This is a genomic window from Acinetobacter marinus, from assembly GCF_900096915.1.
Taxonomy (GTDB): domain Bacteria; phylum Pseudomonadota; class Gammaproteobacteria; order Pseudomonadales; family Moraxellaceae; genus Acinetobacter; species Acinetobacter marinus.
Genome location: NZ_FMYK01000001.1, coordinates 728,617 through 752,407 on the forward strand (window position 1 = coordinate 728,617; position 23,791 = coordinate 752,407).

Sequence of the window (23,791 nt, forward strand, 5' to 3'; positions counted from 1 at the left end):
CACAGCACAATTTTCCTTAGACTGATGACTTTGTGTCAGCTCGAACGAATGGAATGAACATGCAAATAAAACCAATTTTAACTTTAACTGTATTGGGTAGTATTTTTCTGAGTGCTTGTAGCACTACCCCAACCTCGCAGGTACAAGCAAATAAACAACCTGCGGTACTTGAACCGATTGTCTACACCGAACCGCAAGTTTCTGCGCCATTTTATGCACTCAACCCTGCGGACTATACTGCACCGCCTGAGTTTGAAGTGAATTTGCAAAAAGCCATCAATGCCCCGCTGACCAAACTGCGTGTCAAAGCTGATCCAAATAATCCAAACTCTGAAGAGATTATTTTGGATCAAAACCGTTTTATTATTCCTGTCGCCAACAGCAATGATAAAGCCATGAAATTTGCGGTACTTGCCCAAGACAATGAACTGGATGTCACAGACATTGATGATTTCCTCACGATTTTGGAAGGTAAAGCCCGTCATTATCCAACCCGTTTTGATGTGAAACGTGAAAAATCTGGCATGACCGATAAACTCAAAGACATTATCGTCACCCTCGATCAATATGCAGTGCAACCGAACGCATCGTATGACATCTTGCTCCGTGCAGCCAAAGCCAACCACATGGCACGTAACCTCGATATGGGCGATAAGTACGGACCAAAAGCACTGAGCTATGCGACTCGCTTACTCAAACTCAAACCAAATGATCCTGAAACCAGTTTTTGGTTAGGTTTTGGACTGTCTGAAGGTGGTGCATTCAAAGAAGCGACCCCTTATCTCAAAACCGCAATGGACGCAGGCATTCAAGAAGCACACTTGTCGATGGTGAATAATTATCTTGGGCTCGAGCAGAAGAAAAATGCGCTCACTACCTTGAATAATTACAAAATTACCTATCCATCTGAGGCTGGCGTAGTTGATCAAGTACGTGCATCGATCGAATCTGGCAATCGCTATAATGTTTGGCAGCGTGGCAGTTAATACTTTAAAGATGAATTTAATCGACTTGAAATGCATCAGCTAGCCTTCGGGCTGGCTTTTTTAGACCGCTATTTCACTGTAGTCTTGAACCAAGATGATAGGTGAAGTGTACTGTCAATTTTCTTTTTAATTCTTGCCATCGTTTTTTAATTTGGCATTTCTAATTTGGTGCATCCATCCATGACCACCACCACTGCGTCACATCTCACTCAAGCCATTCAATCCTTATGGCTGAAACTGCAAAGCACGCAACCCTTAGTGCATTGCATCACCAATAGTGTCGCCAATAACTTTGCCGCCAATGTCTGTCTTGCGATCGGCGCATCCCCTGCGATGATTGATAATAAGCAAGAAGCGGGCAACTTCGCCCGTGTTGCCCATGCTTTAAGCATCAATACAGGCACACCGACACCCGAGCAATCACAAGCCATGCAATATGCCGCACAAAGTGCCGATAATGTCAAAAAGCCGTGGGTGCTTGATCCAGTTGGTTATAGTGAGATTTTGGCGTGGCGCAGTCAGATTGTGGATGATTTATTGCAATATCATCCGACGATTATCCGTGCCAATGCCTCTGAAATGGCAACCCTCGCTGGTGCACAGGGCGAAAGCAAAGGCGTCGATAGCACCTTAAGCGCAGAGCAAGCCGTTGATCAAGCACAGCAACTGTTAGGCATTTGTGATTGTGTGGCGATTTCTGGCGCCAGTGATTATATCTTGTCTAAAGAATATGGCGTGATCCGCATTACAGGTGGCTCAGCACTACAGCCCAAAGTCACGGCAATGGGCTGTGCACTCGGTGCAGTCTGTGCAGCCTATCTCGGTGTGTTAACACAGGATCAAGCGCCCGCTTTGGCAGCACTTGCGGCACATGCGCATTTCGCCGTGGCAGCGCAAATCGCTGAGCAAAAAATGCAGGACAACAATGCAGGTATTGGTAGTTTTCAGATGTTATTTTTAGATACTTTATTTCAAATCACTGCCGAAGATTTTCTGCAGGTAGACATCAACATCTTGTCAAAATAATGGTATCGATACTGAGCTAGTCTAATTCGTAAATCTGTAAAAAAATCAGGACGGTCTAAACCGTCCTGATTTTTTTTATTTTACCGATAACGCTTTGATAATACGTGTTAGCCAAAACGACCTGTAATATAGGCTTCCGTCAGCTGATGATCAGGTTGCGTGAATACTTTTTCGGTCGAGTTGACTTCGATCAAATCACCCAAATGGAAGTATGCCGTGCGATTCGATACACGAGCAGCCTGTTGCATTGAGTGCGTGACAATGGCAATGGTATATTGGGTCGACAGCTCAGAGATCAATTCTTCCACTTTTGCGGTGGCAATCGGATCGAGCGCAGAACATGGCTCATCCATCAAGATCACTTCAGGGCTGACCGCAATAGTACGTGCAATACATAGACGTTGTTGCTGACCGCCCGAAAGTCCCGTTCCCGGTTGATTTAAACGATCTTTGACTTCTTCCCAAAGTCCAGCCTTGCGCAAGCTATTTTCTACGATTTCTTCAAGATCATATTTGCTTTTTGCTAGACCGTGCAGTTTCGGACCATAAGCAACATTTTCAAAGATTGATTTTGGAAATGGGTTGGGCTTTTGGAATACCATCCCAACTTGCGCACGAAGTAAAACCACATCAAGATTTTGGTCATAAATATCACGACCATCGAGATTGACTTGTCCAGTCACACGACAGCTATCGATGGTGTCATTCATGCGGTTTAAGGTACGCAGAAAAGTCGATTTACCACAGCCAGACGGACCAATAAAGGCAATCACTTCATTTTGATAAATATCTAAATCAATGCCTTTAATCGCTTCGGAATCACCATAGTAGACGTGCACGTCTTTGGTACTGAGTTTCACCTCAGCTTGCTGGCGCTGTGATTGTTCTTTATTTTTCACATCAAACTTTGAAGTCTCACGCTGTGATTGCTCAGGCGTTTGATCGCCGTTGGTTTGTGTGGCATTGGTGTGTGAGGTACTTGGATTGTTCACTTTGATATCCTGTGTATCAACATTCTTTACTTCAGTTGTTAGCATCATTTTTCTCCAATTACCAACGAACTTCAAACTTTTTACGTAACCAAATCGCCAAACTGTTCAGTCCGATCATCATCGCAAGCAATACGATGATCGCTGCCGCAGTACGCCCTTCAAAGAAGTTACGCAATTCATTGCCCTGCCAAAGATAAATTTGTACAGGTAAAGCGGTCGCTTGATCCATTGGTGAAGCAGGAATACTGGCAACAAATGCACTCATTCCGATCAATAATAGTGGTGCAGTTTCACCAAGCGCTTGTGCCACGCCGATGATGGCACCAGTCAAAATACCTGGTAATGCAAGCGGTAACACGTGATGAAACACACTTTGCACTTTTGAAGCGCCTAGACCGAGTGCTGCTTGACGAATCGACGGTGGCACGGCTTTTAATGACGCACGGGTGGTGATAATCACGGTAGGTAAAGTCATGAGACTGAGTACCAAACCACCGACCAATGGTGCAGAAAGTGGTAAATGGAACCAGTTAATGAAGATCGCCGCACCGAGCAAACCGAACACGATCGATGGCACTGCAGCAAGGTTGTTGATATTGACTTCAATAATGTCAGTCAACCAGTTTTGCTTGGCAAATTCTTCGAGATAGATCGCACTCGCCACACCAATTGGGATCGAGATAAAAATTACGATCAACATCATGAACAGTGAGCCCATGAACGCACCCGCCAAACCACTGAGCTCTGGCGCACTCCGAGAGTCTGGATTGGTAAATAGATTGGTGTTAAATCCATTATAAATCACGCCATCGGCTTTAAGCTGATCGGCAAGTTGACGCACTTCTGGGCTGAGCTGTTGTTGCTCATCTGGGAGGCTACGATCAATTTTCCCAGTGATCCAAACATCGACATTGGCATCGGTTAAGAATTTAATTTCTTGCTTCTTCCCAATCAGACTTTGATCCGCCAGCACCATATCACGCAAGCGATAGCCTTCTGAGCTACTAAAAATCGCCACCAAATCATCACGACGACTTTCTAGCTGCGGATCTTGGGCAATGACACTATTGACCAATAAGCTATCCCAATCGACCATGGCAAATTCACCCTGCCAATTGACAAAGCGCTCTTCAAATGCCGCAGGTGATTCACCAGAACGTGGCACAGGTTTTGGACCAACATTGATCACCGTTGGATCAAAGTAGACTTCGGTCTTCATCGAAGACTGCCAAAATGCAGGCAGACCACGGCTTAAAATACTGCCGAATAACAGCACCACGAAGAACAAACCGATGAGTACCGCAGTAAACCCCATGGTTTTAAATGCTTTTTCTTTACGATGACGCTTGCCCAGTGAACTCTCGATTCGCTTGCGACGCTCAGCCTGTTCTGCTGCAGCTTGTTGTGGATCAAACTCTGGGTACTGATCCATGGTTGGATGATTGGTTGTACTCATTCGTATTGCTCACGATATTTGCGCACGATATACAGTGCAATGATGTTCAGACCAAGAGTGATCACGAAAAGGGTTAGACCCAAGGCAAAGGCAACCAAGGATTGCGGGCTGGCAAAGTCTGTGTCGCCAGTTAACTGGTTAACGATGGTGACAGTCACAGTCGATACCGCTTGCAGTGGATTGCCATGTAATAATGGGCTGTTCCCTGCTGCCAGTACCACGATCATGGTTTCACCAATGGCACGAGAAGCCGCCAATAAGAATGCACCGACCACACCTGGTAGCGCTGCTGGCATCACCACTTTGAGAATGGTTTCAGATTTGGTTGCGCCAAGCCCCAATGAGCCATCACGAAGTGAACGTGGCACTTGAGTGATAATGTCATCCGACAGTGACGAGACAAAAGGAATAATCATAATCCCCATCACAAAACCTGCCGTCAACGCACTGGTGGCATTGATATTTAAACCGATAGTATTGCCCATCGTATTAAAAAATGGACCAATCACCATCAAGGCAAACACACCGTACACAATGGTCGGAATCCCTGCAAGAATCTCAATAATCGGCTTCACAATGGCACGAAAGCGTGGCTTGGCATACTCCGCCAAATAGATCGCCGTCATCAAACCTACTGGTACAGCGACTAGCAAGGCGATGATACTGACCATGATGGTGCCCCAAAGTAGTGGTAATAAACCATAACTACCTTCGGCAGAACCTGTGGTACTAAAACCTGGATTCCATTCTGTGCCCAAGAAAAACTCTGCAGGACTGACAAAATTAAAGAAATTCAAGGCTTCTGAGAGCATCGACATGACAATGCCGACGGTGGTCAAAATCGCAATCCCTGAACACAATGCCAAAGCCACCGAAATGGTTTTTTCCACTTGGTTACGGGCACGATATTGCTGGGAGATGCGTTGGCGGGCATATGCCAAACCAAATAATGCAACCGAAATCACCACGGCAAACTTGGCAATCAAACCAATGGTCTGATAGCCTTTTAATTTTTCTGCTGCAGCCACTTCATAGGCTTGTGCGGTATCCGTCACACCAAATCCTGAAGCGATCGACTGAATACGGCGTAACACCACATCCAACTCCGTCGCAGACAAACTGCTCGCCACCTGTGCAGGAATCTCACCGAGCGCCACATGACGCAAAATCGATGGTTCTGCAAAGTTCCAAACAAAGAGTAACAGTGCAGCAGGAATACCACACCACAAGGCAACCAACGTGCCATAGTAGCCTGGACGAGAGTGCAACATTGCTGAGTTGTTGCCCTTACCAGCAATCGATCGACTACGGGTCAGACCGATCTGATAGGCAACGGCGATAATCGCCAGCAAAATGCCAATCAGTAATAAATTCATGGAGGCTCCAAGTATGCTGTGATACGGGCTAAACCCACATTTCACCAAACAAAAACGAAATCAATTGATCTATCGAAAAATCGTATTTACCGAAACATCAATCTACCGATAGACAAAAAAGCCGATGACAGAGTGTTCTATCATCAGCTTCCGTGCTGAGTTATTTATTTAACAGATTTACCTGCTTTGAAGTCTGCCAATACTTTGCTGCGTTCAGACGCATTCATTGGAATCAGACCTGCTTTGACAATTTTCGAGTTATTACCAGAGACTTTCGGGCTCAAGAAGAACTCAACATATTGTGGCAAACCTTTGATGGCTTGTAGATGCTCGCCTTTAACATAGAAGTAAAGCGGACGAGACACAGGATATTTACCACTGATCACAGTTGCTTCAGATGGTGTCACACCATTCACTGTTGCCACACGTAGACGGTCTTTGTTTTGATCATAGAAGCTCAAACCAAATACACCCACCGCACTTGGTGAAGTTTTTAAGCGAGCTAGGGTTTCTGTGTAGTCACCAGCGATTTCGATCACACGACCGTCTTTACGGAATGATGAACATGCTTTTTCACGTGCATCTTTGTCCAAACCTTTGAAGTAATCGTATGCTTCACAGCCTGCATTGACCATTTTTTCTTGGAACACTTCACGTGTACCGTGGTTTGATGCAGGAATCACTAGCGTAATTGGTTCATTTGGCAATGCTTTATCAATTTGATTCCAACGAGTATATGGGTTGGCAATCAATTTCCCTTTTGCAGGCATTTTTTCAGCCAAAGCGGCAAATACGTGATAAGGCTTCAATTTAAAAGAGGCTTTGTTTGCGTTAGACGCAAATACGATGCCGTCATAACCGATTTTGATTTCTTGGATTTTATTGACGCCTGCTTTTTTGCAGCTTGCGATTTCTGAATCTTTGATTTTACGAGATGCATTGGCGATGTCGATGGTATTGTCACCCACGCCTTGACAGAACTGACGTAAACCACCTGAACTCCCGCCAGAGCCAACAACAGGGGTTTTAAATTGTGGGAATGTATTACCAAACTCTTCTGCAACGATACTTGCAAATGGCAATACTGTTGAAGAACCAGCAATTTGAATGGTATCACGAGCAGCGTTCGCAGCGGTCATGGTTGATGCAACAGCAATTGCGAGACCGATTTGTTGAGTTAAGCGCATTCTTATCTCTCTTGGATTGTTGAAAATGTTTAAAGCTAATGTCGAGGAGTCAGCTTCTTGTGTAGCGATATTGTGAAATTTTAATATGACAGTTAAGTGACAGTGAGATGACTATTTTGTTAATTGATTTATTTCTAATAATTTATGGCATTGTATTTTTTATCGACAATGCATTGAAAATGAAAAACACTAAAAATGAAAGTGCTAAATCAAGAAGCTGTCTCAAAACTATAAAACCCCCTTGCGGAGAGTACTCCTCATCCCCCTTTGAAGGGGGAAGACCGCTCAATAAAATCAAATGGTTAAAATTCCTCCCCTTTTAAAGGGGAGGTTAGGTGGGGTTAATAGTTAGATTTTGAGACAGTTTCTTTCATCTGTTGATCAGATCAGCTCGTGATATTGCTTCAACTTCAACAATATCGACCGCCTACCCTATTGCGGTGTCACGCAGAAACGTACCGTACCACTACTTGCTGGAGTAAGATTGCCCGTGAGTTGCCACAACAAGGCTTCACCAGTATGCGTTGGCGTACAGCTATTACCACTCGGTGTCGACTCACAAGAAATGCTACCAAAAGTCGTGCCTGTCGGAACCGCATCTTTGACTTTGACATTTTGCAGATTCTTCACACTATTGTTTTTATAGGTGATTTCATACTCCAGCTTGTCGAGCGTGGTTGCTTCATTGCTGGTGCTAAATACCGTGGTATCGGCACTGGTCGATGGACACGATGCCACTTTGCGCACCTTCTTGCTCAGCTCAAGCCCTGCACTACCAAGCATCGTGGTATCTTGCACTTGATTCGATGTACCTGTTATGGCTGGCGTAGAATTACTTAATGTCACGCTATAGCTGGCTTCGAGCTGTGCATTATGCTGTGCACCTGCATAGGCATTGGTTGGCACGTGGACACGTTGTACCAAGCAGATATCTGCTGATGGCAACAATGTCACAGGCGTCGTGCTACTTGGATTAAATAAGGCTTCACCTGCATCGACTTCACCATTACAGTTGCTATCACGATAGATCAGCGCCTGCCAATCTTGATCAGATGCACTGTTTGGCTGTTGGTTCAATGTCTGCGTCATACCTGTAATTTGTACTGCTGCATCTGACTGCAAGCGATGTGGATAATCCGTTACCGCACCAGCGACTACGGTATGCTGACCACTTTCTGTTAAGACAAGATTTAACTTGGCATCACCAAAATTCAAATTTGTATATGTGCTACCAGTCGTTGCGACTGTAATCGTATCTGTACTACGTGTATAGCCAGTCGTACCACTCACAGAGGTATAACCTTCAACATTGGTCTGTACAACACAGAAGTTCGGACTAGGTAATGTCGCTTGACTCACGGCAAACTGATATTGACCCATTGCATCCGTTTCTGTTGTTGCAAGGACAGTGCCCGAACAGTTGGTCAATTGTACTGTGCTATTTGCTATTCCAACTTCGCCAGTGTTTTGCACTGCATTGTACGCATTCGATGCAATACCAGTCGTACCACTATTGTCTTCAAAAACCTTACCTTGGATAACAATAAGTGTTAGCACAGAATCCGTATCTGTTGCTAAGTTATTTGTACTCACTGGATCAGTCGTACCACTTGGTGCCGTGATTGTTGCAACGTTTGATACATTACCACTGGTCGCCGTAACATTCGCTTTCACCGTAAATGTAACCACACCACCATTTGGCAAAGTCGGAATAGCCAAGCCATTACTCGACTCGATATTCGCAATCGTTAAATTTGCAGTCGTCGGACAGACCGCACCGCCAGTTGCACTACAGGTAATGGTTGATTTCGTCAGTCCCGTTGCCACAGGATCTTTAAAGATCGCTCCATCTGCTGCATTTGGTCCCGCATTGGTCACTACAATAGTATAAGTGGTATCGGTGTCATTATAGACACTATCCACATTATCGGTTTTGGTGATGGATAAATCCGTCAATTTAACATTATTAGTATTCGTATATGTACACTCAGTGGCAGTCGTATTATTTGAAATTGTCAATGTACGCCCTGTCGCACCACTCGCTAGCATTGAACCGCCTGCACAGGCAACTGTCGCCGTATAGTTACTGGCACTCGCTCCACCTGCAAACGTCTCAGCAGGCAAAGTGACGACATCCCCTGCATACACTGTCACCGCCGTGCCTGTAGTTGCATTATTCCCTGCGCTGGTCGCTGTAGAATTAAAAGTCGGATTATTCGTTCCACCCGTTGTGGTTACAGATGCGCTATGATTGAGCGTCGCATTTTGCCACTGCTTTTTCAAATTCAACTGCTGTGCAATACGACTGTTGGTATAGGTACAAGTCACATTAGCATCTGGCATGGTGATTTGATTTGATGTGACAGGCACAGCAACATTTGAATCATTCACACAAGCTAAAGTCGCATTATAATTGCCTGTGCCAGTGGTAATGGTCTCACCGAGTGTGATCACAGCACCCACATTGACAGCTTGAGATGGTGCGGTATCTGTCTCGCTCACCGTGTTTGCTACCGATGCAAAATCAGTCAAACCAGTCGCTGTCAACGTCGCAGCATCATTGAGTTTGGCATTGACCCACGTTTTCTTTAAGGTCAATGTGCGTTGTTTTTGGTTGGTAAAGGTACAGGTAATGTCTGCACCACTTTTGATATTGGCAGCTGGAATGGTGAGCGTATTATTAGCAACTGTACCAAATGTCCCATTATTCCCCGTTGTTGCACTATTGGCATCGGTACATACTGCATTGCTCAGCTTATAGTTCGCTAATGCATCTTCGGTAATGGTAACATTAGATCCAATATTCTGAACGGTCAACACAGATGAAGTTGCTGTGGCGGTATTTGAAGTTCCAGTCGTAACTGGGCTTAACGTCGTTGTCGCACTACTTAAGTTAGTATTTGTGAAATTGAACGTACCGCCTGAGCCACCTAGAGTTTCTTTAGTAATTTTTACCGTTGGTGTCTTGGTATTAACCACATTACAAGTATAGGTTTTACCTGATATAATTTGACTTGCAGGAATCGTAAATGTCGTACCTGACAGGGTACCTGAAATTGCATTTCCAGTACTATAATCACGACAGGTCATAGCAGTAAGTTTCCAGCTTCCGGTTGTCGGTAATGTTTCTGTAATCGTTACATTGCCAGTATTAACTATCGCAAAACTTTGTACGCCTGCAAGCGAGGTATTACCATCGACCTGATGCGCACTATTGGATACTGTAGTTGATATAGACCCTGTAGTTTGTGATGTTCCTGTCAGGGTAAAAGCAAATGTCCCTACACCACCAATGCTTGACTTGGTTAAATTAATTTCAGCAATCGCAATATTTGTTTGAACCGTACTCGTATTATCTGAAGGATATGCATCTGTATTATCTGCAGGCACGACAACATTTGCAGTATTGGTAATGATTCCTCCTGTTGTCGCAGTACCTTGAATTGTTACCGTACATATTGCATTTTTAGGGCCACTAAATTGTCCACTTAAGATATTTCCTGTGAGGCTGGAAAGACATGATGTTGCACCGCTTGAGCCAACATTGCTGATGATTGATAACCCAGTAATATTCGAAGGAATGTTATCACTAAAGCTGGCTTGACTGGTTGGACTCACTACATTGTCACTTTTATTACTCATGACTAATTGATACTGTACTATCCCTCCAAGAATAACTCGTACAGGATCAGTAGACCATACACCCGATGTATCTGCACGCTGGGATTTGACAATTTTCAAATCCATACTATATGGTGCATCGTCATCAATAATAGTATAAGTTGCTGTACCGTAACCTGATGCGCCACAAGCGTTGGTGGATAATAAGTGATAGTTTTGATTTTCTTGTAAGGCGACAGAAAATACTTCATCATTTTCATTGACTGTGTCATTGATCACTTCAACGGGCACTTTCACAGTATAAGGTGTACCACCTACACCATAGTCTCCTGCAGGGATTGTGACACTAAAGGTATTTCCTGAACCATTGTTAATCTTATAATCTACACCCAACTGCGCAGTCTTGTCCGTAACTACAAAAGTAAGTGCCAATCCACTTGTAGGAATTGTCCCCGTTATATTTAGAGTAATGGGTTGAGATGTTCCTCCATTTTCTGCAACGCTGTAATTTGCAGAACCAAACTCCACAATCGGCTTAACAGAGATTTGAATTGCATCTAAGAAATTACCACTCGTGGCAGTGCCTGAAGTGGATTCAAATCCCATTGGAACTTCCCCAGTGGAACCACTATAAGTAAATGTTCCCGAATAATCTGCCCATCTTGCTACAGTTGTTCCTGTGGTCGCACCAGTATCTGTTTTTAATACTTGACTATTGACATTGCATGTCCCTAAAGTACACGTCACACTACCTTGACCAGTTGTACTGGTAGACATGGTTGCGATACTTTGTGAGCCCGCCCGAAATCTCATGGTATCGTTGCTTGCATTCCGACCATTATGGCTGAGTTTCCAAGCTACTGTCTCGCCGCTGACCAAACATACATTTTGGGAAAGTTCAGACAATTGCTCTGCATTCAATTCAACAAATTGTGTCCCTTCACGTGCTGAAATCGTATCGAGTTTATTACCCGCAGTACCATTAATATTTCGTGGCCCAGACCACATTTCAATGATTTGTCCTGATCCACTGGTTGAGATGGTACATGTTCCTGAATAACCTTCTGATCGTGTTCCATGAGTCGTATTCCATCCAGGTATGCGCGTACTGCTTAAATAAACACGACAATCATTAGGAGAAGTTGCGATTTTTGGTAATTCAAAACCTAAATTTTCATAACTACGCTGATACGCAGCATGTGACAGATCACTTACTAAAATTGAAATTAAAGCAACCAAATAAATCAAAATCAGCCGAAGAATAGATACTTTAGGCTTGATTATTTTACTTCTCATATTATTGCCCAACATAGCGCACCCCAAAACTAAACTCATAAGACTGACCACTTGCTACATTCGCTAAACTGCCTGTCACATTACCCGATTGACCAATTGCTGGCGCTGTTACACCCGTACAACTTGCACACGTTACAGCATGGGACAGCACCGTATAGGCAGGTGTCTGATCTCGAAAGTTAAATGCGCTGTTTAACGCAGTGGCACTTTGATTGGTCAACGTCACACGATATTGCACGCATTGCCCTGAGCCATCAGCACTTTTACCGATTGGTAATGTGTTACTGGTATACTCATCGTCAACCGCACCATTACAGTCTGCATCTAAGCCTTGTAGCTTGGTCAAGATCAACTGTTGATTGTTCACCGTAGTCAAATCAACCACTTGATCAATCACTACATCAGAAGCATCAACCAAATTCACGGTCGTGGTATTGGTCTGTGCAAGGTTATTTGTAGCAGTATTTTCCACTCTCACAAAGAGGCGAACTTCTGAATTTGCAGCCAAAACTCCACCCGGTAAATCGGCAATGCTATCTATCACTGTATCCGCACTATCAAACTGACCATTACCATTACTATCCAGATACAAGTCCGCTTTAAATGCGCTATTTGAATTGCTGATGGTGAAATTATGCGTTGAATCTAATGCACTATCTGCATGGTTGATGAGTAAGTGGCTGTAGACGATTGTCCCGAGTGGCGCAACTTGTCCTGATAAATCAGGCATAAATTCGATCTGCGCAACAGATTCTACATTTTGAATGGTGATGGCGTTGTGAATGCTGTCGAAACCAACATTGCTGGTACCATCGCTACTTGCTGTACTGGTCGAACTGGCACGAAAATAAATCGGCACCGTGCCTGATGCAGCTGTGGCGTCTATTTCAACCACAGCACAGACAGTTTGGCTTTCACCATCATTCAGATAGCGGGTCTTGCCAATTTCTGCACCTAATGTTGTGCAACTTGCATCTGCACTTTGGTAGAAGCGAACTGCATTGACACCTGCGGGGAGATTCGCCTGTGCAAAGTTTTGATCGGCATCTGCACTGAGTAAATATTCTGTTGGCGTGCCTGTGTGCTTCACGGTCAGTGGAAATACCACGCTAGCGCCAGCATCTGTGCTACTGCTAGTCGTCGTTAATGTTTTCCAAGCATTGCCTGCGTTACTAACACTGCCGTTACCTGTACCGTTATTTGTAGTTTCAGGGCTGTTATATAAATCAACCAGTTGAGTGGATGTAATTGCATTTAAATTACTGCGATCTTCAACCGTATCGACGACTGCACTTTGATTAATGGATTGCGCTTGCGGGCTAATGCTATAAGTTTCTGATGCAGATACAGCATAGTCACTTGGCAAACGTACTTTGACCACGATCGCAAGGTGTTGATTCGGCGCAATACTGCCTGTATCAGGAATCCCATCACCATTACTATCAAGGAGTGGCGTTACCCCATCGGCACGGTAAAACTCAACAACGCTTCCGACAGGAAACGTATTATTGGCAATAGTGAGGTTGTAGCGATCGGTGGTGTTGCCTGTATTCCAAACATAGTTATTGAAATTGATCACACCGCCCTGACTCACGCCAGCCGCAGTCAAGATATTGTCGGCACTACTATGACTTGCAGTGCTCGAAGAGGCATTGATTTCCACGCCATAGATCGGATTGACCCGCACTGATGCGGTGTTGGATTGGTCGCTAATATTCGCTGTAGTGCCCGAATTATCATGATCTGCTGAGATATTAATGACATTTTCAATATTGCCCGCAGTACTTCTCACTACTGTGGCCCGAAACTCGATATAACCCGAACTATCTGCAGGAATACTACTAATGGTAGCAGTCAGTACGTCAGCTGTCACGCTATAGTCGATGCCTGTCGGATCGTTGGCGCCTGTTGCAGGGTTCACTGCTGTGCCATTCCAGTTTTCACTGCCCGCTAGATAGTCGAGATCTGTACTGAGAATATCCGTCAGCACGACTGCGCCTGTGGCTACAGCGCCATAGTTTCGATAATCAATACGAATGGTGACGATGCCGTTGGTGGTGGTTTCAATCACAGAAAACTTTTTACGGAATTCTAATGCCGATTGATTGGTCACGGTCAAGGCATCGGTATTGCTGATGCTATTGCCACCATTAGATGCATTGGCGCTGAGCGTGAGGCGAGCCACTTGCCCCGCAGTTGCGGTACTTGGCACGGTGCCACTGAGGATCAAACCGACTGATTGCCCCGCTTCCAAAGCATAGGCAGTAATTGGCGTGGTCGAATCGGGCAAACCATCTCGATTGGCATCCAGATAAATCACCAAACCTGTGAGGTCATAACCATCACCACTTACGTTGGCACTGGTCAGCGTATATTGATCAGCGAAATTACCATTATTGGTCAACGTATGTGGCAAATACACCGTCTGCGCTGTAGCGACATTTTTGGTATTGTTCGCAGTGAGTTGCATCGAATACACAGGCAAAATCGTAGTCTGTACCAAGTTTGAACGACTGGTTTGTACCACGGTCGAGCCTTCTTCGGTATATTCACCAATCGCCATATTACTGATAATGGTTTGGTTGGCAGCATAGCTTTGCGTACATATCGCAAGCCCAGCGCTCAACATCGCCCAAGAAATGGCTTGTGTGAGGCGGTTTTTTTTCAATTTAAAATTCAATCGTTTATCCATGATCATCAGCCGCCCTTATGGTGTCACACGTATTGAAAAATAAAGAATCGCTTGCTCAAGTGGCGCCAAATCTCCCATTGCCCCCTCGATATTGACACCTGTTACTGTTACCGTGCCTTGACTGACCGAAGGTGGTAATGATGCACGCAAGATGGTGTAAGCTGGAACCACATCATTGATTTTGACGCTGGTCGCAGTGGTCTCACTGTCATTACGAATGGTCAGACGATAGTTTAAGCATTGATTTGGCTTGATTTGCTGTGGTGTCACGGTATAGGTTGCCGAGACCACATTAGCAGCTGTCCATGTGCAATCTTCATCTTTGGCTTGTTCTTTAATCAAACGAAGCTGAGAGACACCAACCGAAGTCTGATCGGTGTTAATGATCGGATCAAGCGTCAGTCCTTGGATAGTATCTGTCGCAGTTACGGTAATATCGGCATTACTGATCAAGCCAACTGCCGCTGTACTTGGCGCTTGGACTTTTAAAAGCAGCTGTATCGATTCATTCGGTTGTAGACCAGCACTAACAATGGCATTGAGATCAGTTGCCAGCGGATCTGTGGCATCAATCACGCCATTGGCATTGGCATCATAATACAGCGTATAGTTAAACCCATCGGCTGGATCATGTGGCGTAACTGCCAATAGAATTTCACCCGCCTGATCACCTTCGACCAACACGCCATTATTACGCAAGGTATGTAAATACGTGATGGTGCCACCCACAGCCACTTGACCTTGCTGATCATTGACGAGGCTTAGATTGCGGTACTGCTGTACCACCACTTGATCTTTGACACTATCGCCTTGTGCATTTAATGGCGATTTCATCGCAAACCAAATCGGCGTGGTTGACACATCGGTATTTTCAGGAATACTCACCACTGCACAATATTGTTTAGTCGCACCCGCGGCAATGTTGCCTGAATTGGTGATCAGTCCGCCCAGCGTGCTACACGTTGCATCGCCTTCATAGAAATTCACTGTCCAGCCATCAGGCAGTGTAGTCGTAATATTACTCAGATCAATCTCTGCACTTGATGCAAACAGCTCGTAATTATTGCTTAAACTGCCACTATTTTTGATTTCCAGTGGAAAGACCACGGTACTGCCACGACTACCACTTTTACTAATCCAAGCTACGCCGTTATCACTGACCTCACCAACGCCTTCCCCAGACTTATCTTCTGCGTTATAGAGATCACTTTCACCCGTAATGACCACATCGACGATCTGATCACGGGTACTGTTGCTAATCGCTGTATTGGTTACAGAAGTCGCAGTGATATCAAAATTCATGGTGCCAGTGAGCACACAATCTGACGGGAAATACACGCCGAGTTTGATCGGTTTATTTGCCGAAGATGCAATAGCACCCGTATCAATGATGCCATCTGCATTGCTGTCTGTGAGTAAGGTGCGACCATCTGCATGATATAAACGCACTACAGCACATTCAGGAACGTTGTCCTTATTAATCGTTAAATTATAAGTGTCGGTGCTTTGCCCTGTATTCCAGACATAATTATCAAAAACGACTTCCGCACCACCTGCTTTGGCACTATCCACGCTGATTAAATTGTCAGGTGCATTCGTAGCATCGCCACCGTCATCAGGTGCGGAGGATTTATTATTCAGAACGACTGCCAATTCATGTTGTACGGTAAAGATCACGGTATTGGTTGTTGTGGCTTTTTGTACCGTATTTGCACTATCAAACACTTGATAGTTTGCTGTATTTGGTATTTTGGCTTTTGCATCATCATCAATTTGAACAGCAAAGCTGACTGTGCCTCGTGTCAGCGCAGGAATACTGGCAAGCTCAAACGCCACCACACCCGTACTTTCACTAGCTTGATAGATGATTGCAGCATTTGTACCTGTTTCGGTATCGTCTGCATCAGTTAAATTGCCAGAACCGTTGCTCCATTTCCCTGAACTTTTTTGATAACTCAAATCTGCAGGCAAAGTATCTGTGAGTACTAAACGCCCTGCTGCTGTACCTGTATTTTCATAAGTAAAGGTATAGGTCAGAATCGTGCCCGTTTTGCCATAGCTTAGACTTTGCGACTTGGTGACGTGAATCGCCGCATCGTCAATTACTTTGGTGCTATCTGTGACCGTAGCATTTAAGGTGCTATTCGCTTGACTGGTCGCAGTCAGGTTAAAGTTTGCGATGTTGCCTGCTGTGCGATCGGAAGGAATGGTACCGACCACCACCAACATGGCAGATTCTTCCGCGTCTAAACGGATGGTTGCGCCACTTGCGAGTAGATTATTATTGTCATCGGGAATGCCATTTTGATCACGGTCGATATAGACCGCAACGCCATTGAGATCAAACTGATCCGCTGTGGATTGAGTGAGACTCAGTTGGTAGTTGTCTGCAATATTCCCTGTATTGGTCAGCACATGCGGAAAATCAAGCTGGCTGCCGATCGTGCCAATATTGGATTGATTGCTTTGTAAGGTCAGCGCATAGATCGGCTGTACAGAAAGTACAACGGGATTGGAGTTAATGACTTGCAAATTGCCCTGCGCATCAAGAAAATCACCGCTGGCGATATTGGTGATTTTTGTGCCTGCTTTGGGCTGTGCAAAAGCAAACTGCTGTACCATCATTAGCGCACATCCGAGGATGATCAGCGCAAAAGATTTCTGCCATATTTGCTTGTAAAATATCCCCACTTGACCTCGGTCAATCATGCTCGCCTCGCCCAGAACGCCAATCAATCAAAAGAAAAACCAGAAAATGTTGCAAAAAAGTAATTTTTACGTGACAGAATATACATTATGCCAACAAAATCACAAAGAAAATACTGATCTAAAATACAAAAGATTTGTAAGGAATGCATCTAAAGAATAGAAATTTACCTTTATCTTAATAAAATCAAGGCATTAAAAAAGCCACTGAACTGTGGCTTTGAAAAATCAGACGATTTTGAATTGTTGCAGCAGTTACAAACTTGGATCTCGAAAGGCTACGGTTTTTTGTGACAATTTCATCAAACTCTCTTTTGCAGAATCAACCAAAGTTGGCATCATTACTGTGGCAATACTTGCCGCTTGTAAGCCAAGTTTTTCACCCAATGTCGGTTTTTTACGAGTGTTCAAGACATAGACGTCATGTTGTTGTAAATGCTCCAACAAATAGGCATCCGAAGTTTGAATTTTATCGATCAATTTTAATTTCAGCGCATCTTCACCATACCAGTGCTCACCAGTTGCCACATCGCTAACATTAAGTTGGCTGCGGTAGTTTTCGACAAAGTGCTTAAATAAAGCATGGGTTTGTTCAAGTTCTTGTTCAAACTTGGCACGCCCCTGTTCAGAGTTTTCACCAAATAATGTCACTGTGCGCTTATATTCACCTGCGGTAAACACCTCATAATCAATATGATGTTCTTTTAACAACTTATTAAAGTTTGGTAACTGGGCCACTACACCAATCGAACCTAAGATCGCAAAAGGTGCAGCGATAATTTCATTGGCAATACACGCCATCATATAGCCACCACTGGCAGCGACTTTATCCACGCAAATGGTCAGGTGAAAACCTGCATCACGCAGACGTACCAACTGTGCCGCAGCAAGACCATAGCCATGCACCACACCACCAGGACTTTCTAGGCGAAGTACTACACGATCTTTGCCTGCTTTTGCCGTAGCGAGAATTAAAGTAATTTCTTCACGTAGCTGTTCGACGGCACTGGCGTTCATGTCGCCTTTGAAATCTAAAACAAAAATCTTCTGATTGTTTTTTTTGCGTGCTAAGGCTTCACGCTTGAGCTGTGCAGTGAGTTGTAACAGCTCTAGTTTGCCTAATGTGGTTTGTGCAATACGACGACGTTGTTGTTCGATACGTTGGTTGAGATGGACAACTCGAAGCTCTGAAGGCAACTTTGGCAGATGAAATAACATAGATAGTCCAGTACATAAATGAAAATGAATATTGTCTAGGGTCTGATGACATTTCACAGATGTTTGCGACATCGGATGCTTTTTAGACGATACTAGGCAGGAATGAGGAAATTTAGTCATTCTAAATGACTCATTTATAACGACGTAGCGTCAAAAAGCATCCTTGTCCCAAAGGGTTATGGCTAAAACTGCCATAACTTTCGTTATGAAACTTGGCAAGGGAACAACCATTCCCTTCGTCTCATGCCTCAGTTATGTGGTTTTAGCTCATAACGCAAAGCATGGTTGAAATGTCAACAGACCCTACATTTATAAGGTCTATCCGTAGAAAATCAAGCCTATTTTTTAAGGAACTAAATATTCATGGCGTAGATAGCGATGTGTGATAATATGTAACACGATTTAAATCTTTGAATTGTTGAGTAACGCTATTGTTATTTCATCAACGCATGTCGCATAACGGTTTCAATCAAAAGCTCATGAATCAGCATTGCTCAAATCAACGTATGCTGTTTTTTAGTGGCTTGTTATTGAGTTGTTTTGCGGTATGTTTACAGATTGCAGTTTTCCTGCAACCACTCCTCCCAGCGCAATATCAGATTTCACCTGTGTGTGAAACGATTAGTCGTGCGCTACTGTGGCATGACCATTCTGCCAATTCAAATACATCAAAGCATTTAGATCATCAGCATTCACATCAAGCGCATGCAATAGATCAGAATAAAAATAGTACACACGATGCACACTCAATGTCATTACACACAGATTATCATGCGATGTCTATGGATGACCATGCAAAACCTTCTCCGCACAGCGCACATCAACATGATGCAGGTCATCAGTGTCAATACTGTACGGTCTATGCCAACTTAGTCTTGCCACCTGAGTTTGGCATTCAAGAAGTATTTGAGCGTGTGCAAGTGCGCTTGTTGTTTCTTCAGCGCCAGTTTGCGCCGATTTATTTTTATTTACAGCGTTTATTTCTGATTCCTCAAGGGCGTGCCCCGCCACTATTCGCATAACGTTTAAAACTTCACTGCAAAATGATGCATATCACTTTGACTGGTTGATACACGCCAGTGCAAAAGTACGTGCCATGTTTTGTGATCGACTTTAAAATTGTTTTGCGAATAATTTATGAAAAATTTTAAAACTCAACCTTTAATGCTAGCGATGACTTTGGTCTGCTTATCAGCAGTTCAGCTCAGTCATGCAGACGCTTTAGACACTGAAACGACTCAAACGCATGACCATCAGCATGCCGATGCGTCGTCTAAAAATTCTCCTGTTATGCTTTCTCCAATTGTGGTGACGGCACAACAAGGCAATCAAGCCAATGGTTTAATCGTGGAAACGGATGCCAAACAAACCATTCAGCCAATGCCTGCCTCGGACGGTGCTGCTTATCTAAATAGCATCATGGGCTTTAATAGCGTAAAAAATGGCGGTACCAATGGCGATGTCACTTTTCGTGGTATGTATGGCTCACGGATTAAAATGCTTACAGATGGTACAGAGAATCTTGGCGCTTGCCCCAATCGTATGGACGCACCGACCGCTTATATTTCTCCAGAAAGTTTTGACAAAATCACGGTGATTAAAGGTCCACAAACCGTGCAGTATGCCACACCAGGTTCTGCGGCAACAGTACTCTTTGAGCGTGAAGCGCCAACTTTCGACAAGGACAAACCCTATCAAGGTGAAGCCAGCGTGATGATCGGCTCTTTTGGTCGCATTGATCACAATGTCGAAGCGGCTGTGGGCAATGATACGGTCTACGCACGCCTCAATGCCAACCGCTCAAAGTCTGATGATTATCAAGATGGCGATGGACAAACCATCCACTCCAACTGGGAACGTTGGAGTAGTGATCTTGCCTTAGGTTGGACACCTGATGCAGACACTTGGCTCGAACTTAAAGCAGGTGTGGGCGATGGTGAATCCGCTTATGCAGGACGCACTATGGATGGCTCACAATTCAAACGAGAAAGTCTGGGCTTGCATGCCGAGAAACGCAACATTAGCGATGTGATTTCCAAGATTGAAGCGCAAATTGATTATAGTTTTAATGATCATGTTATGGACAACTACAGCTTGCGTGATGCGCCGATGACGACCATGATGGGAATGAGCGTGCCCAATGAAATGTCGATGCGAGTTACACGTCGCACATTGAATAGTCGCATTGCCATGACCAGTGATTGGGATCAATTCAGCCTGATCACAGGACTCGACTCACAGCGCAATAAACATGCTGGCGATATGAAAAGCTCTGCGATGCCGTCGATGAATATGCCACTCGAAGAAGATCTGCGTTTTCAAAGTTATGGTGCGTTTGGTGAGCTGAATTATCAAGTCAATCCGCAAAACAAAGTCGTAACAGGTCTACGCTTTGATCAAGTCAAAGTTGATAGCGCCGAGAATGATCAAGTGCGTAAAGACACCCTGCCAAGCGCATTTATTCGCCTAGAGAACAATCAAGACAATGGTTTGAAGCGCTATATCGGCGTAGGTCATGTCGAGCGCAGTCCAGATTATTGGGAGCTGTATAGCACCTCAATCAGTTATGGTAATGGCACGACCGATATGATGGGCAATAGCAGTTATCTAATGGTGGATAATCTCAACAACCTAGACACTGAAAAAACCACGCAACTCGATCTTGGTTTTGAACATCAATTCGGCAAATATCATTCTTGGGCATCAGCTTATGCGGGTGTGATTAATGACTTTATATTAGTTCGTTATAATGGCAATACTCGACCGCTTGCTGAGAATATCGATGCAACCATTGCAGGTGGTGAACTTGGCATTGGCTATAACTTTACCGATCGTCTGCAAACCGACCTCAGTGCCATGTACGCATGGGGTGAAAATACCACGGATAATACGCCATTACCCCAAATTGCACCGCTTGAGGGACGTTTCAATCTGCGCTATGTCACGGATAACTATAGTCTTGGGCTATTGTGGCGAGTGGTTGCCAAGCAAGATCGGATTAGCGTGGGTGAAGGCAATATCGTCGGTTATGATCTACAAGAAAGTGACGCCTTTAACACGCTATCGGTCAATGCCAACTATCAAATCAATCCTGCGATTGGACTGGCATTCGGTATAGATAATGTCTTGGATGAGACCTATACTGAACATCTGAATAAAGCAGGCGCATCGGTATTTGGCTATGCCAGCAATGAACAGTTTAATCAAACGGGTCGCAATTATTGGGCTCATGTCAGCATGAAATTTTAAATGATTTTAATTTTTTGAATATTACAAAAGGAGCTCAACATGAGTGACGAATACGCAAAATCAGACAAATCCATCTTTGGCTGGAAAGGTGTCATTATTGCATTGATTTTTGCCGCAATTTTTTTAGGATTCTTATTCCTCTCGATTGCCAATGAGCCTGACTATATGCCAAGCCAAAAGCGCAAGCAAGCCGCCGAAGCTGCCGCACAACAAGCGGCAACTGATGCAAAAATGGCGAATGCGACTACATTGGAAAGCAATACCGAAATGGCAATGCCTGAAGCAAATAGCACAGATGCTACAGCGACAGAGATGAACCATTCTGAGCAACATGCACACTAAATGATTTTTTCAACACCAATAAAAATGCCAGCAATATGCTGGCATTTTCTCGTTTATACGGCATTCAAATTAAGCACTTGGAATGCTCGATAACCTAACGAGTAGCTAGAGTTTCTAGGCGCACCTCGCACAGCAACCGCAGTGTACATAGAAGTACATGAGGATTGCGAGCAAGGCGCAACGCAGAAATTCATCTACGCAGATGGTTTATCGACATTTCAATTAAATGGATGACGTAAAATAATGGTTTCCGCACGATCAGGCCCTGTAGATACAATATCAATCGGACATTCGATCAATTGCTCAATACGCTTCACATACGCCAACGCATTTGCAGGCAATTGATCAATATCGGTTAAACCAACGGTCGACTCTGTCCAACCTGGCATAGTTTCATAAATTGGCTTTAAGCACTCGAATGAAATCGCATCCGAAGAACCCGCACAACCCGAATCCGCTGGCTCATAGCCGACACAGATTTTGATTTCTTCGAGTCCATCAAGTACGTCGAGTTTGGTCAAACAAATCCCTGACAATGAGTTCACTTCAACCGAACGACGTAGAATCTCTGCATCAAACCAACCACAACGACGCTGACGACCAGTAGACGCACCAAACTCATGACCGACTGTACCCAAGTGACGACCGATCGCATCACCTGTGTCTGTCGCTGCATCATAATGAAGCTCAGTTGGGAAAGGCCCTGCACCAACACGTGTGGTATAGGCTTTGGTAATGCCCAAAACATAATCAAGATGCAGTGGTCCCATACCTGAACCTGAACTCACACCTCCTGCTGTGGTATTCGAGCTAGTCACATACGGATAGGTACCATGATCCACATCAAGCAACGAACCTTGTGCGCCTTCGAACATGATCGCCTTGCCCGCTTTACGGTATTGATGCAAGGTTTCAGTCACATCCACCACAAGCGGTGCAAGCACTTCACGCCATACATTGCAAAGTGCCAACACATCTTCAAGTGCAACCGCTTCCACGCCGTAGTATTGGGTCAATTGGAAATTATGGAATTCTAATAATTCTGACAATTGTTGCTCAAGCGCAGCACCGCCACGAATCAAATCTGCGACACGTACCGCACGGCGAGCGACTTTGTCTTCATACGCAGGACCGATACCACGACCTGTTGTGCCGATTTTGGCATTGCCACGTTTTTTCTCACGTGCTTGATCGAGTGCAATGTGGTTCGGCAAGATCAATGGACAGTTTGGAGAAATACGTAAACGCTCTTTCACAGGTACGCCCTCTGCTTCCAAAATATCCATTTCTTTGATCAAGGCTTCAGGGGACAGCACCACGCCATTGCCAATGAAGCACAAGACATTGTCACGCAAAATGCCTGATGGAATGAGGTGAAGAACGGTTTTCTTACCACCGACCACTAATGTGTGCCCTGCATTGTGACCGCCCTGATAGCGCACCACAGCAGCTGCTTGATCTGTGAGCAGGTCAACGATTTTACCTTTACCTTCGTCGCCCCATTGGGTACCGAGTACCACAACATTCTTGCCCATAATAGCCTCATTACATCATTAAAAATTGTCTTGAAAATGCGCACTGTTCATCACATTCTGCGTTTTACATAATGTTACTTGAACAATGGTGCATCACCCGAATTACTAA

Annotated in this window: 13 protein-coding genes and 1 pseudogene; 5 read left to right on the plus strand and 9 right to left on the minus strand. The window is 44.5% G+C overall.

Going from position 1 to position 23,791, the window contains the following annotated elements; translation table 11 throughout:
- The first annotated feature begins 59 nt into the window (after positions 1–59).
- Both BLQ60_RS03225 and thiM read left to right on the plus strand, forming a co-directional pair.
- Positions 60–986: an ABUW_2363 family tetratricopeptide repeat lipoprotein gene (locus BLQ60_RS03225; protein WP_092615822.1), complete on the plus strand. Its 927-nt coding sequence runs from the start codon at positions 60–62 to the stop codon at positions 984–986.
- Between the two features lie 180 nt (positions 987–1,166).
- The gene (thiM, locus tag BLQ60_RS03230; protein WP_092615824.1) at positions 1,167–2,012 is read left to right on the plus strand and encodes a hydroxyethylthiazole kinase; all 846 of its coding nucleotides are present in this window, start codon (positions 1,167–1,169) and stop codon (positions 2,010–2,012) included.
- A 107-nt stretch (positions 2,013–2,119) separates the two neighbouring features.
- Here the strand turns inward: thiM and pstB are convergent.
- From pstB to sohB, 8 genes and pseudogenes are all read right to left on the minus strand, one after another.
- A pseudogene (gene pstB, locus BLQ60_RS03235) lies at positions 2,120–2,875 on the minus strand (phosphate ABC transporter ATP-binding protein PstB); the annotation flags it as partial.
- Positions 2,876–3,062: 187 nt separating this feature from the next.
- Complete coding sequence (gene pstA, locus BLQ60_RS03240) at positions 3,063–4,460, minus strand: phosphate ABC transporter permease PstA (RefSeq protein ID WP_092615830.1); 1,398 nt, start codon at positions 4,458–4,460, stop codon at positions 3,063–3,065.
- On the minus strand, positions 4,457–5,836 hold the full coding sequence (gene pstC, locus BLQ60_RS03245) for a phosphate ABC transporter permease subunit PstC (protein ID WP_092615833.1): 1,380 nt from the start codon (positions 5,834–5,836) through the stop codon (positions 4,457–4,459). The genes pstA and pstC overlap by 4 nt, the downstream gene beginning before the upstream one ends.
- A gap of 164 nt (positions 5,837–6,000) precedes the next feature.
- On the minus strand, positions 6,001–7,023 hold the full coding sequence (locus BLQ60_RS03250; protein WP_092615836.1) for a substrate-binding domain-containing protein: 1,023 nt from the start codon (positions 7,021–7,023) through the stop codon (positions 6,001–6,003).
- Positions 7,024–7,455: 432 nt separating this feature from the next.
- Positions 7,456–11,652 (minus strand): prealbumin-like fold domain-containing protein, encoded by a 4,197-nt coding sequence (locus tag BLQ60_RS03255; RefSeq protein ID WP_171259033.1) that lies wholly within the window; start codon positions 11,650–11,652, stop codon positions 7,456–7,458.
- A gap of 289 nt (positions 11,653–11,941) precedes the next feature.
- Positions 11,942–14,632 (minus strand): hypothetical protein, encoded by a 2,691-nt coding sequence (locus tag BLQ60_RS03260; RefSeq protein ID WP_092616099.1) that lies wholly within the window; start codon positions 14,630–14,632, stop codon positions 11,942–11,944.
- 15 nt (positions 14,633–14,647) lie between these two features.
- Positions 14,648–17,341, minus strand: a complete 2,694-nt coding sequence (locus tag BLQ60_RS03265; RefSeq protein ID WP_244515945.1) for a COG1470 family protein — start codon at positions 17,339–17,341, stop codon at positions 14,648–14,650.
- A 252-nt stretch (positions 17,342–17,593) separates the two neighbouring features.
- Positions 17,594–18,556, minus strand: coding sequence for a protease SohB (sohB, locus tag BLQ60_RS03270; protein ID WP_092615842.1), 963 nt, complete (start codon positions 18,554–18,556; stop codon positions 17,594–17,596).
- Between the two features lie 506 nt (positions 18,557–19,062).
- On the opposite strand from sohB, the gene BLQ60_RS03275 reads away from it, so the two are divergent.
- From BLQ60_RS03275 to BLQ60_RS03285, 3 genes are all read left to right on the plus strand, one after another.
- Positions 19,063–19,578, plus strand: a complete 516-nt coding sequence (locus tag BLQ60_RS03275) for a DUF2946 family protein (protein WP_092616105.1) — start codon at positions 19,063–19,065, stop codon at positions 19,576–19,578.
- A 115-nt stretch (positions 19,579–19,693) separates the two neighbouring features.
- Complete coding sequence (locus BLQ60_RS03280; protein WP_244515946.1) at positions 19,694–21,805, plus strand: TonB-dependent copper receptor; 2,112 nt, start codon at positions 19,694–19,696, stop codon at positions 21,803–21,805.
- 39 nt (positions 21,806–21,844) lie between these two features.
- Positions 21,845–22,147: a hypothetical protein gene (locus BLQ60_RS03285; protein ID WP_092615845.1), complete on the plus strand. Its 303-nt coding sequence runs from the start codon at positions 21,845–21,847 to the stop codon at positions 22,145–22,147.
- 218 nt (positions 22,148–22,365) lie between these two features.
- Here BLQ60_RS03285 and BLQ60_RS03290 read toward each other — a convergent pair whose 3' ends face one another.
- On the minus strand, positions 22,366–23,682 hold the full coding sequence (locus BLQ60_RS03290) for an adenylosuccinate synthase (RefSeq protein WP_092615848.1): 1,317 nt from the start codon (positions 23,680–23,682) through the stop codon (positions 22,366–22,368).
- Positions 23,683–23,791: the final 109 nt, after the last annotated feature.

Excerpts from the sequence above, each read along its gene's own strand:
- BLQ60_RS03265 (WP_244515945.1), bottom strand. The coding sequence starts at position 17,341 with ATGATTGACCGAGGTCAAGTGGGGATATTTTACAAGCAAATATGGCAG.
- BLQ60_RS03255 (WP_171259033.1), bottom strand. The coding sequence starts at position 11,652 with ATGTGGTCTGGGCCACGAAATATTAATGGTACTGCGGGTAATAAACTC.
- BLQ60_RS03290 (WP_092615848.1), bottom strand. The coding sequence starts at position 23,682 with ATGGGCAAGAATGTTGTGGTACTCGGTACCCAATGGGGCGACGAAGGT.
- thiM (WP_092615824.1), top strand. The coding sequence starts at position 1,167 with ATGACCACCACCACTGCGTCACATCTCACTCAAGCCATTCAATCCTTA.
- BLQ60_RS03250 (WP_092615836.1), bottom strand. The coding sequence starts at position 7,023 with ATGCGCTTAACTCAACAAATCGGTCTCGCAATTGCTGTTGCATCAACC.
- BLQ60_RS03225 (WP_092615822.1), top strand. The coding sequence starts at position 60 with ATGCAAATAAAACCAATTTTAACTTTAACTGTATTGGGTAGTATTTTT.
- pstA (WP_092615830.1), bottom strand. The coding sequence starts at position 4,460 with ATGAGTACAACCAATCATCCAACCATGGATCAGTACCCAGAGTTTGAT.
- BLQ60_RS03275 (WP_092616105.1), top strand. The coding sequence starts at position 19,063 with ATGCTGTTTTTTAGTGGCTTGTTATTGAGTTGTTTTGCGGTATGTTTA.
- BLQ60_RS03260 (WP_092616099.1), bottom strand. The coding sequence starts at position 14,632 with ATGGATAAACGATTGAATTTTAAATTGAAAAAAAACCGCCTCACACAA.
- pstC (WP_092615833.1), bottom strand. The coding sequence starts at position 5,836 with ATGAATTTATTACTGATTGGCATTTTGCTGGCGATTATCGCCGTTGCC.
- sohB (WP_092615842.1), bottom strand. The coding sequence starts at position 18,556 with ATGTTATTTCATCTGCCAAAGTTGCCTTCAGAGCTTCGAGTTGTCCAT.
- BLQ60_RS03280 (WP_244515946.1), top strand. The coding sequence starts at position 19,694 with ATGAAAAATTTTAAAACTCAACCTTTAATGCTAGCGATGACTTTGGTC.
- BLQ60_RS03285 (WP_092615845.1), top strand. The coding sequence starts at position 21,845 with ATGAGTGACGAATACGCAAAATCAGACAAATCCATCTTTGGCTGGAAA.